Below are 11,663 nucleotides of genomic sequence, written 5' to 3' on the forward strand. Positions count from 1 at the left end.
AAGTGTGCAATATCAGCACGCGGCCAGGGCGTTTCCTCCGAACGCCAGAACAGCGGATGGTCGTCGGCAGGTCTCCTGGCTCGTCTCATCGATTCGAACCTTCCCGCGCTGATAATCAGCACAGTGGCCACGGAGTATGAATCGACTTTTTGAGAGACTTACAGTTGCGGGGACAGCGCTGGCATTTCACCAAACTTCCCTTTTAAGCCTTGAAAGTCGCCACGAAACGACATCAGGCACCGAAAACTCAGGGCAAAGGTAAGAGAATTTTGTAAAATGTAACGGGGGTGGTAACCCGCGCAGCACAGAGTAAGATAGAAATACCCGATGTATCTGTACTGCGCGGGTTACCACCCCCGTTACCTTAAAAACCGTCGGCTTTGATTTCTTTTTCGGTAACGGCTCCGTACTTTTTCACCTTATCGCGGATGATGTCGGCTTTGCCAACCAACACAAACTGAAGGTTAGTTTTTGGAAAATATTGATCGATAATCTGACGGGTTTTGGCCACGGTCAGTCCATCCACATTCTTCTGGAAGTTGTTAATAAACGATTCGTCGAAGCCCAGACTGAACATATCCGTCAGCAGATTGGCCAGCTCAGATGCCGATTCGTACCGGGGAGGAAAGTCAGCTTTGACGTAGTTTTTAGCGGACGAAAGCGTTTTTTCGTCAATCCCCGTCTTGTGTAGGCTATCCAGCACCATCAGAGCCATATCGATAGCCTGTGTAGTGGTACTTACCTTGGTAAAGGTCGAAATGGCAAAGGTGCCACTGTTCCGAAAGGTCGCAAATCGACTGCCAGCTCCATAGGTAAGCCCCGAATTAACCCGAAGGGCATCGTTGAGCCAGGAGGTAAACCGCCCACCCAGAATGGTATTCACCACCGTAACCGGAATAAAATCGGGGTTATTTTGGGTAACTCCTTTGCCGCCAATCAAAAATGTAGTTTCGCGGGCATCGTCCTTATTGACCAGCAACACCCGGCTTTTATCAAAAGCAACCGTCGGTTCAGTTAGCCTGGGTGATGTAGCCGCAGCCGTTTTCCAGCTACCGAACAAATCGGTGATACGCTTTTTCATAGCAGGCGTGTCGAAATCGCCCACCACAGCAATAGCCGCTCGGTCGGTGGTGTAGTTTTTCAGATAAAACTGCCGGGCATCGGTTGCTGAGATTACCGAAACTGCCGTTGGCGTTCCGGTAATCGGGTTCGCATACGGATGCCCTTCGTACACAAATCGGTTGAAATAGGAATTGATAACCCCGCGTGGACTTTCTTTCTGTTGCGTCAGTTGAAGCAGTTGACGCTGTTTGTACTTGTCGAACTCCGCCTGATCGAAGGTTGGTTTGGTAATCACATCCTGAAGGATATCGAACAGCAAATCCTGATCTTTTACGGCGAACGATGCCGACAACTTAGCCACCTCTTTCCCGGCATAGGTATCAATATTGGCCCCTACATACTCGGCTTTTTCTTCCAGTTGAGCTTTGGTGTATTTGGAACTACCGAACAGGAGCGCTTCGGCCGTCATATTCGATAACCCATATCGATTACCGTCCTGCACGGCGCCCGCATCGAACACCGCCGATACATTGATCAACGGAACTTCATGCTGCTCCATCAGGTACACAGTCAGCCCATTTTTGAGCTTGAATTTCTGGTAAGGCGGCACCTTGAACGTCTGTGCCCACGACGTACCTGCTACCAGTATGGCAAGAAATACAAACGATAAATTTCTCATTGTGGCTTAATTGTTTTTCGACGGATTCGTTTTGGGCTCAGGTAGTAAATAGCCTACCGTTCGATTCCGGGCGGTGAGATAGGTTTTGGCAACACGCTGGACATCTTCTTTCGTTACTTTCTCGTACAGTGAGGGGGCTTCGTATAATTTCTTGTAATCCCCGAAATACAACTCGTAGGTTCCCAGCGAATTGGCCTTTCCGTTAATGCTTTCCATCGTATGATAAAACTCCATCAGCTTCTGGTTCTTGAGCTTTTGCAATTCTACATCCGTAATCCCTTCATTGACGACCTTATCGATCTGATGCAATACCGACCGCTCCAGTTGTTCGGCCGAAATACCGCTGGCAGCAATTGCATAGATCGAAAACAGACTTGGGTCGAACGATTGATCCATATTGGAAAACACCCGCGACGCAATGGTTGAATCGAGGACAAGCGACTTCACCAGCCGGGACGAATTTCCTGAACTGAGTACCCCGCTGAGCAGATCGAGCGCGTAATAATCAGGATGACGGGTAGCCGGCGTATGGTAGGCTAGCAGAATATTGGGGGTAGCAATGTCTTTGTAGGTTGTAGCCCGACGTTCTCCGTTCTGAGGTGGCTCCACTGTCCGAAGGCTATCCGGCAACTTTTGGGCCGGAATCGGCTCAATGTATTGCTCGGCCAGCTTTTTCACCTGAGCTGCTGTCACATCGCCCACCACCACGGCCACTGCATTGTTGGGCGAATAGTATGTTTTAAAATACTTTTCCAGATCAGCCTGCGTCCATTTTTTTATATCCGACTCGAAGCCAATGACAGGAAACATATACGGATGCTCCACAAACGCTACCGACTGCACCAGCTCACTGATAACCCGATAGTTACTATTCTCTAACCCCGTACTCCGCTCCGACAGTACAACTCCTCGCTCGCTCTCCACCATCTTCGGGTCGATGGCTAAATCCCGAATCCGATCCGATTCCAGATCAAAAATCGTTTCGAGGGCACCACTCTGAAACCAGTCGGTATACACGGTCGTATTTTCGGTGGTATAGGCATTGTTGGAGCCGCCATTGGCTTCCATAACCCGGTCGAACTGCTTAGGACCGTATTTTTTTGCCCCGTTGAACATCATGTGTTCAAAGAAATGCGACAGGCCCGTGATACCATGCACTTCATTACGGGAACCCACTCGCCAGAAGGTGTAGAAGTTGGCATTGGGAATCGAATGGTCTTCCAGGACCATGAATTTCATGCCGTTTTTAAGCGTGAACGTCTGAACGTCCTCCGGTTTGGGCTTATTCTGGGCCAGCACGACACTAGTCGACAGTATCAGGCCAGCCAACAGCCCGGTTCGTTTGTTCATGAGAAAATTAGCTTGGAAAAGGCTAAAAATAACAGCGAAACCGGGGAGCACCAAAGGTCTTCTGACAGGATTGACATGATTTTAAAAAATTCAAATCATATTAATACTGTCAAAAAATAATACCTTTTACTTGTATATTTAATTTTCTTATATATATTCGTAACACTAATCAAGGCTATTTGCAGCAGGTATATGGAACCCGTCAGTAGTGAATTTCTACGAGGAACATTAAAGACTATTGTACTAAAACTCCTTTCCGAAAAGGATAAGATGTACGGCTATCAGATCACACAGGCCGTAAAAGAGCGTACCAAAGGGGAACTTACCCTAACATTTGGTGCGCTGTACCCCGTATTGCACAAACTGGAGCAGGAAGGGCTGTTGATAACTGAATCCATAGAAGTGGAAGGGCGGCTGCGGAAGTATTATTCGCTGACCGACAGTGGCAATGAGGTAGCCCTTCAGAAAATATCTGAGTTTGAACGTTTCGTCGACTATATGCAGCAACTATTTCAAACCCCTCCATCAATAGCCTATGGCCATTGATTTAGCCTGTTACGTTTATGGAAAAGCTAACACCCCAGCAAATTGACCGCCTTTATACCTATCTACTTCAAAGTGGCCTTACCGGCGAACTGTTTACTGAGTTACTGGATCATCTAATTTGTGAAGTTGAGCACTATATGTGGATTGGCCTTCCCTTTGAAGCAGCCATGCACAAAACACTGATGGAGGCCAACGCCGAATCGGTTCAAAAACTCCGCAAGCTCTACCAGCGTGAACTAACACTGGCCGACGCCCAACTCGCCGAAGCCACCCTGGATGATATCCTGTTTCAGTTCCGAAATAAATCGTACGGCGCTTATGCCATGCGGCAATCCTATAACCGAACGCTGGTCTATGCATTGTTTGGTGCTTTAGGGCTTGGGCTGATGATGATTGCGTTTCTGCATCTGATCAGTCAGAAAACCTGGTCGTACTGGAGTCCGTGGGGGATGGTCTGGCTGGTTGGAGTAGGTGCTGTTTCTGTAGCTGTCGTTCTGTATTTTCTGAAACAGGAACGCTGGCAAACCGTACCCGATGGCGAAGACGAGTTGTAATTTACGGTTTGAAGTCTGTAGTTTGAGGTCTGAAGTTGGCCAATACCACAGCATGCACGTCGGCTAACATCAACCTACAGTCTTCAAATTCAAACGTATATGACTCAACCTATTTGGTCGCTCAAAGGCCAGCGTGCGCTCGTAACAGGTGGCACTAAAGGGATTGGCGAAGCAATCGTCCGGCAGTTTCTCGACTTGGGCGCTTCGGTTTTCATCGTGGCCCGTAATCCTGACTTACTCCAGCAACAACTAATCGGGTATCGGCAACAAGGCTATACAGTAGATGGCCTGGCAATCGATGTCAGCCAGCCCGATACGGCTTCACAGGTTATCGAAAAAGTTCACGCTAGCTGGGGAGGCCTGGATATTCTGGTCAACAATGCCGGAACCAATATTCGCAAACCCACCGCCGAATACAGTCCAGCCGAGTACGACCATATCCTGAATACAAACCTTCGCTCAGCCTATGAACTTACGCAGGCAGCTTATCCGCTGCTGAAAGCGTCGGGCAATGGGAAAGTTGTTTTTATCTCGTCGGTATCGGGTCTGGCGCATACTAGTAGTGGTTCCCTGTATGGAATGAGCAAAGCGGCCCTTTTGCAACTAACTCGTAATCTGGCGGTCGAATGGGCACCGGATGGCATTCGGGTCAATGCGGTAGCGCCCTGGTATATCAAAACACCGTTAGCCACGCCCGTATTGACGAATCCCGAGAAACTGAACGGTATACTGAAACGAACACCGATGAGCCGAATTGGTGAACCAGAAGAAGTGGCATCGGTAGTTTCGTTTCTGAGTATGCCCGCATCGGGTTACGTAACGGGCCAAACTATATCAGTCGATGGTGGCTTGATGGCATGGGCGTATTAATTACACCCCTGCCACCATCGCTTTCATTTTCGCCATGGCTGTATTGGCTACGGTTTGTGCTTCCTGGGCGTAGTAGGCTTTGTTGAACACTTCCAGTGATAGCACGATAGGCTTATCCGGGCGCTTGATTAACCGGAGCGTTTCTTTGATGGGCGCTATGCCGTCGCCGGGGAATACGCGGTCGGCATCGGTGATTTTTTCGCGGGTAAAGTCGGCGGTGTAATCATTGACGTGAAATACCTCGATGGCTGACTTCCCAACCAGGGGCAGCATAGTATTCCCTGAACCGCCTTTGTAGAGGTGGTAAATATCAAGCAGTACACGAGCCGACGGGTGCCCACTTTCGATGGCGACGAACATCACTTCGCCCAGGTGACTCAGGTTTGGCGAAAAGCCCCACAGTTCAAGTTGCGGAATGACCTTCGTTTTATCGCTCAATTCGAGAATAGCCCGATAGCGCTCGGCAGCTTTATACAGGTCGATTTTAGGACTGTTGGGCGTTTGCGCGCCGATGGGTGGCGTCGCTACGCGCATACAACCGACTTCGGCCAGCATTTCCATTTCGCGCTTCATCTGGTCAAGCCCTTTGGCGCGGTCAGCATCGTTATCGACGATCCAGGGCGCAAAGCCAATCGCATTCTCGACCTTTATTCCTGTATCGCTCAGCACTTTGCGGGCATCGGCCGCACTGGCACCACCTTTCAAATAGGACTGTAAGGTTTCAATCCATATTTCGACCGAACGAAAGCCCGCTTTGGAAGCAACTTCCAGCTCTTTCACAAACCCGAGCTTGTGCCCTCGGATGGTACTCATGTTCAGGCATAGCGTAAATGGCGATTGGGCGGTCGGCGCAGCCAGTACGTCGGATGATTTTGGCGCAAGGGTGGCCCCAACGGTAGCGGTCAGAGCGGCTAAGGTTTGGCGACGGGAAACAGATTGGGTCATGAACAATAGAGCATTCAGGCGGTTTAGCACTGCCTACTAAATGCGAAAACGGCCCAAACCTACTGCTACGCAAAGTAAAGAGCGAAAGAGTGAATGAGCGAAAAAGAGCCAGCGCCAATAATTCACTCTTTCACTCTTTCGCTCTTTACTCTACGTAGCTTCAGACAATCTTGACACCATCGAACTTGCGGCCGAGAATAGCCACATCGTCGGCACCCAGATAGTCGCGGAGAAGAGTGGCGTAGATTTGGCGAAAATCGATGGAATAGCGTAGGTCGCCCTCATCCAGTTTGTTCAGATTAGGCGCTTCGTTCAGGACACGTTTGGAGGGCAATCCGCCCCCGATCAGGAATACATTGTTGGCCGTACCGTGGTCGGTACCGTTACTGGCATTTTGCTTTACCCGACGTCCGAACTCCGAAAACGTCATCAACAGCACATCGTTCTGCCTATTAGTAGCTTTCAAGTCATTCATGAAGGCCGCCACAGCTTCGGCATACTGGCCCAATAGTCGCTCCTGCTGCCCCGGCTGGTTGATATGCGTATCGAAACCACTGATCGACACATAATATACACTCGTTGCCACATCCGACTGAATCAATTGCGATACAACCTTAAGTCGATTGCCCAGTTCAGTTGTTGGGTAGGATGCCGTAGTGGTATAAACTTTAGCTTTATCATAAACATATTCGGCCGATGATACCGTTTCGGCCAGGGTTTTATACAGATACGCGACCGATTCGGGTTCCTGAGTGTTGGCCTTATGCTCTTTATTGAGCCCGGTCACTAACCCACTTCGCGTCTGACTGTAGAGCTTTTTGGGATCTAAAACGGCCAATCCATTCAATTCGGCCCCTTTCATCGCCAGACTTAGCGTATCATCCACCTCAATCGTGCGGAACGGCTGCTGCGCTTTCCCGGCACAGGCTGCATCCAGATACCGCCCTACCCAGCCAGTTCGCAAATACTTGTCGGAATCGCTGGCCGTCTGCCAAATGTCCATCGACCGAAAATGGGATCGATCCGGGTTGGGGTAACCTACATTGTTGATCACCGTCACCAGCCCCTCATCGTAGAGCGCCTTCAACGGCGTCATGGATGGGTGCAGACCGATTTCATCGTTCAGCGTCAGCACTTTTTCGGGGCGAATGGCAATGGTTGGCCGTTCACGGTAGTAAATATCATTGCGGTAAGGTACTACCGTGTTCAGGCCATCGTTTCCGCCCGAAAGCTGTACCACTACCAGAATTTTACCGTTCGATGCGAGTCGCTGACCCAACATCTGGGCTTCATAGGCCTTCAGAAAATGCGGAATCAACATCGTTCCCGCTGTCGTAAAAGCCGATTGTTTAAGAAAGTTTCGACGGTTCATAGTTAAAGAGCGCAATAGTGAATGAGTGAAAGAGCGAAAACTTACTCAAGCTATTTTTCGCTCTTTCACTCATTCACTATTGCGCCATTAGGTTAGCTGATACTCCGGCAGGCTCATGAGCGCTGCGGTGAGGGTATGAATGCGTTCAGAACGCGACTGACTGGGTTTGATCGGGTGTTCGACTACGCTGCGTTGTTCGGGACGAAGCGGAAAGGGCAGCAAGGTGCTCGCAATGGCATCGGTCAGGTCGGCGTCGGGGGTTTTGGCAAAGGCCGATTCAAAGCTGGCCCAGTCGACCTTCGTTTGAAAACGGTTTCCTCCCTTACGCGCCAACTGCTGCGCATTTATATCGCCCTCATCTTTGGGCTGAACAGTAACTTCGGCCGATTTTAGTATGAAACCAGGCAATTGCATTCGGAACAACAGGCTCGACGAATCGATCCAGTTTTTACCACCGGGCCAGCCTGCTACGTTGGGCGGATAAAACAGAATCTGGCCCAGCGTTCGCTGTACAAACACCTGCGATTGCGGTTGCTCAAACTGTACACCTAATGTGTGACGAATACCAGCCAACAACTCGACCGGCGATTTGATATGCGCCCCCATGTTTTTAACGTCGTAGAACCAGTCGGCATTGAAGATCGTCTCCATCAGTCCGGCAATGTCGTACCCACTTTTGTAGAATTGGTCGGCTAGCTCATCGATCCGTCTGGCGTCTTCCGTCTCGTTGACAAAGAATCGGTACAGTTTAGCCGTAATGAATCGGGCCGTCTGCCTGTTTTCCAGCAACATCGCAATCACATCGTCGCCGTTGAAGTTACCCGTTTTGCCGAAGATGGTTTTCTCTCCATCATCGTGCACCTGCTGGCGGAAAATAAACTGGCCCTCGGGCGTAAATTGCCAGCCCGTTAACGCTCTGGCGGCTTCTTTGATATCGTGTTCCGAGTAATTACCCCGCCCCAGCGTAAACAACTCCATCACCTCACGGGCAAAGTTTTCGTTGGGGGCATTCTTGCGGTTTTGCTGGTTATTCAGAAACTGAAGCATCGCCGGAGATTTCGAAACGGCCATCAGCAAATCGCCAAACCGACCGAGCGCATTCTGGCGGACTACGTTGGCATACTGCTGCATAAACAGCGGATTGCGCCCTTGTGTACGACAGGCGAAGTGACCATGCCAGAACAGCGCCATTTTCTCACGCAGGGCGGCTTTACCCGTGGCCATATGGTCGAGCCATTGCAGATTCAGGTCACGCACTTTTTCGGCATTTTCCCGAATCCGTTCCTTGAGCATATTCCGGTCGAGCTGCCCATTCTGAAACATGCCCTTGAGTTGCTTTTTTGTCTCGTTCTGATCCGGTGTCACCACCTGTAAATCGGTTATGGCCTCGCTGTCCTTAAACAATTGTCGAACCGCCTTACGCAACGATTTATGCGACGCTTCCGCCAACTCGGCTGGCGTAGCGCCAAACCCGGCCCGACTGTAGAGGTATCGTAGCCGGGCCATATCCTGGCTGCTTTTTGTGAATAGTTCCATCCGTACGCAAAACAGTTGAGCCTGTATGATTACACAGAAAACCAAAGGTTTAACATCAAGTTGTTAAAATTGTGTTAATGTGGCAACGCATGGAGAATACTACATTACCCAAGCAGAGTCTATAGAATCAAACTTGAAAAAATTCAGTTATATTAGTGAAAAAATTCCTCATAGGATGGCTATAAACATTGCTCATCATTCCTCATCGGGCTGGGGCTTCTCTACCAGTGATCTTATTCTACAGGCTCGCCTACGGCTACCGCGTACTCGAATTGATCAAATAGCAGCTATGGGTGGCTTAACCAAGAAAGAGATCGCGGGTGTTTTAGGCATTACCGAACGGAATCTGTACAATCAGCATCAGGGCGATTTGTCGGTCCAGCTTTCCGAACGACTGTTGTTGTTAGAAAAGCTGTTTACTCATGGGCTTGACGTCTTTGATCATCAACAAGCGGTATTTACTACCTGGCTACGAACTCCTCTGGCCGAACTCGCTACACCCGAAGTTGGATTTGCACCGCCCCAAAGCCCATATACACCCAAACCGATTGCCGAGATGGGTACGAAACAGGGGCCACCTGACTTGTCGGCCCAAAGACATACTCAGTCTTTACCCCGCTCTCAGCCCGAAGCGTCGGCAGCCCGTCCTTATCCAACCCCATTATCACTGCTGGATACTGTTACAGGTTGTAAGCTGGTCGATAATGTGTTTACTCGTATCGAAGCGGGTGTGTTTAGCTAACAGTACTCATCAGGCTGCGTGAAGGTTTATCGTATTTTAAAAGAGCCCTATTGGCATGACCCCTTATCGGTTATCGGCGCAGAAATAGCAGGTGGACGCTGGAATCCACCCGGCGTTGGCATTCTGTACACGTCTACATCGCCCGCGCTGGCTTTGCTGGAAACAATGGTTCATTTTCCACGAGTAAGCTATGACCAACTGCCCCGCCTACGGCTCTTTACGCTCGACATACCCGATGGTGAAGTCCGCTGGATTCAACCCGATTTTTTACCCGCCGATTGGGCGCACCCAACAGCGTTACCTATCACCCAGCAAGTTCTCAGGGAGTGGCTCCAACATCCTGTCGACTTCGGTTTAGGTGTCCCTTCGGCCGTGATGGATTTGTCGTACAACGTCTTGCTGCACCCTCAACATCCACTTTACCAAACAATCACAATAACCGGCGAGATGGATATTGCACTGGACAAGCGCCTATGGACGAGTTCGGATTCGTAATCACGTCAGGCAAAAACAAACCAGCCACACCTTACCGATGTGGCTGGTTTTACATTAGCTATACCCTAGACTAATTACGACGCCTTGCAGGATAAACATCTATAGTTTGTCCTTTGATCAGTAAAGGCGGAAGAATGGTTCCGGTTTCAGCTCCTTTGGCCAAATGCCGATAATTATAGCGCTTTACGTCATTAATTTTATGCTCATCGTGATAGATTAACATATTAGCTGAAGAAGATAGAATACTATCCTGATAGTTTTCGGCAGAACAGATTTTAGCGGGGTAAATTAAAATTGGCAGTATGATGGTAACCACTTTATAAGGTTTTTTTAGTTCCCAAAACGATGCGGACGCTTGTATGGATTCTTGCAGTATAGGGCTTAAGTAGTTGGGAATACCGACGGATATGGAAATATTATCTATTTTCTTATCGTGCACTGTAAATTTAGCCGAGCCAATTGCAAAAACACAGCATGTATCCAACCCGGTAGCCCGCTTATAGAACTGCTCGCCAATAAACTCCATGGGGGATGTTGTTCCTATCGTAGACTCAACGGTAGACGAAAAGGAAAATGGCCCATTCTGCTGAGCGAACGCAGTCAACGTAATAAATATGAGGCAAGAGAGGAGAAGACCTTTCATAAAGTTTTGTTATTTATAGATACGGAGGCCAGGCTTTTTATCTGTTATTCAGACTAATATCAAACATTAGTTCTTCCTGAACGAATTGATTAATGAATCTCTGCGCCTTATCAAATCCTTATTCCGAACCTCAAACGGTTCATACATTTGCTCAATCTCTTTATCCGTTTTGTAAAGAATAAACTCGACAGAGGTAAATGGGTCTGTTTTGGCGTTAGGTATACCCTCTGGAATAGCCTGATGGATATTAGTTAGATTAACGACCATACATTCGCTTATGCGCAACGTATAAACAAATACCGTTCTCCCTTTCAAAAGTGGCTGCCAGGGCGAATAAGGACTCGAATAGGAAGCGGCAGGGAATGCACGAAATGTTTTTCCAGCCTCTTTTTCAATCATTGAACGAAGGCTATCGAATGAGCAAACTTTTTCCCATATAAAAAAACGGTATTCTAAAATGGATTGCTCATAGTTAGACTGGGGGGTTTCATTGGGATTACTATCGAACTTATGCTGCATACCTGCATGATTTAAATATAAGTGAATAGGTCGTCCGATATGTTTCTGAAAAAGCATGGTATCTTTTACAAATGTCCCGCTTTCAAAACGCATGTGATATGCATTGGCAATTTGTCCCACTGTCGCCGGATACGGTAGGTTCAAATCCCCAAATCGAAACTCACCGGTAATACAAAGGGGCGGCAAGTGAGAGATTTGTTTGATTTTTATGCCGCCATTTAGGAGGACTAAACAGCCTAATAATATTTTTGAAAAGTTCATACGGCTTTACTTATAGCCCAGTTAGACCGTTCTCCAAGTATTCCGTCACAGGGGAAGTCCTAACAACGATTAATCAGCTTAACGGGTTA

Annotated in this window: 12 protein-coding genes and 1 riboswitch; of the genes, 5 read left to right on the top strand and 7 right to left on the bottom strand. The window is 48.6% G+C overall.

From position 1 onward, the window contains the following. Window positions 1-48 precede the first annotated feature (48 nt). Window positions 49-259, bottom strand: a riboswitch (cobalamin riboswitch). Between the two features lie 105 nt (window positions 260-364). Then, window positions 365-1,741, bottom strand: a complete 1,377-nt coding sequence (locus B5M13_RS30510) for a M16 family metallopeptidase (protein WP_080059254.1) — start codon at window positions 1,739-1,741, stop codon at window positions 365-367. A gap of 6 nt (window positions 1,742-1,747) precedes the next feature. Then, the gene (locus B5M13_RS30515; protein WP_080060142.1) at window positions 1,748-3,091 is read right to left on the bottom strand and encodes a M16 family metallopeptidase; all 1,344 of its coding nucleotides are present in this window, start codon (window positions 3,089-3,091) and stop codon (window positions 1,748-1,750) included. 192 nt (window positions 3,092-3,283) lie between these two features. Between B5M13_RS30515 and B5M13_RS30520 the strand changes: the two genes are divergently transcribed. The 3 genes from B5M13_RS30520 to B5M13_RS30530 all read left to right on the top strand — a co-directional run bounded on the left by B5M13_RS30520 (window position 3,284) and on the right by B5M13_RS30530 (window position 5,061). Further along, window positions 3,284-3,637, top strand: coding sequence for a PadR family transcriptional regulator (locus tag B5M13_RS30520; RefSeq protein ID WP_080059255.1), 354 nt, complete (start codon window positions 3,284-3,286; stop codon window positions 3,635-3,637). 17 nt (window positions 3,638-3,654) lie between these two features. Further along, a complete protein-coding gene (locus B5M13_RS30525; protein ID WP_080059256.1) occupies window positions 3,655-4,191 on the top strand; it encodes a hypothetical protein in 537 nt (178 codons plus the stop codon). 99 nt (window positions 4,192-4,290) lie between these two features. Continuing rightward, window positions 4,291-5,061, top strand: a complete 771-nt coding sequence (locus B5M13_RS30530; protein WP_080059257.1) for an SDR family oxidoreductase — start codon at window positions 4,291-4,293, stop codon at window positions 5,059-5,061. Here B5M13_RS30530 and B5M13_RS30535 read toward each other — a convergent pair whose 3' ends face one another. The 3 genes from B5M13_RS30535 to B5M13_RS30545 all read right to left on the bottom strand — a co-directional run bounded on the left by B5M13_RS30535 (window position 5,062) and on the right by B5M13_RS30545 (window position 8,914). After that, window positions 5,062-6,006, bottom strand: coding sequence for a sugar phosphate isomerase/epimerase family protein (locus B5M13_RS30535; protein WP_080059258.1), 945 nt, complete (start codon window positions 6,004-6,006; stop codon window positions 5,062-5,064). It lies immediately after the preceding gene. Window positions 6,007-6,166: 160 nt separating this feature from the next. Further along, on the bottom strand, window positions 6,167-7,378 hold the full coding sequence (locus B5M13_RS30540) for a DUF1501 domain-containing protein (protein WP_080059259.1): 1,212 nt from the start codon (window positions 7,376-7,378) through the stop codon (window positions 6,167-6,169). Between the two features lie 87 nt (window positions 7,379-7,465). After that, entirely contained in the window at window positions 7,466-8,914 is a 1,449-nt protein-coding gene (locus B5M13_RS30545) for a DUF1800 domain-containing protein (protein ID WP_080059260.1), read from the bottom strand. Between the two features lie 175 nt (window positions 8,915-9,089). On the opposite strand from B5M13_RS30545, the gene B5M13_RS30550 reads away from it, so the two are divergent. Further along, window positions 9,090-9,656 carry a hypothetical protein gene (locus B5M13_RS30550; protein WP_080059261.1) on the top strand — a complete coding sequence of 189 codons (567 nt, stop codon included), beginning with the start codon at window positions 9,090-9,092 and terminating at the stop codon, window positions 9,654-9,656. Window positions 9,657-9,674: 18 nt separating this feature from the next. Beyond that, a complete protein-coding gene (locus tag B5M13_RS30555) occupies window positions 9,675-10,151 on the top strand; it encodes an RES family NAD+ phosphorylase (protein WP_080059262.1) in 477 nt (158 codons plus the stop codon). Window positions 10,152-10,221: 70 nt separating this feature from the next. On the opposite strand, the gene B5M13_RS30560 is transcribed toward B5M13_RS30555, so the two are convergent. Then, window positions 10,222-10,794: a hypothetical protein gene (locus tag B5M13_RS30560; protein WP_155297358.1), complete on the bottom strand. Its 573-nt coding sequence runs from the start codon at window positions 10,792-10,794 to the stop codon at window positions 10,222-10,224. 66 nt (window positions 10,795-10,860) lie between these two features. Continuing rightward, on the bottom strand, window positions 10,861-11,574 hold the full coding sequence (locus tag B5M13_RS30565) for a hypothetical protein (RefSeq protein ID WP_080059264.1): 714 nt from the start codon (window positions 11,572-11,574) through the stop codon (window positions 10,861-10,863). Between the last annotated feature and the right edge of the window lie 89 nt (window positions 11,575-11,663).

Source organism: Spirosoma aerolatum (assembly GCF_002056795.1).
Lineage (GTDB): Bacteria > Bacteroidota > Bacteroidia > Cytophagales > Spirosomataceae > Spirosoma > Spirosoma aerolatum.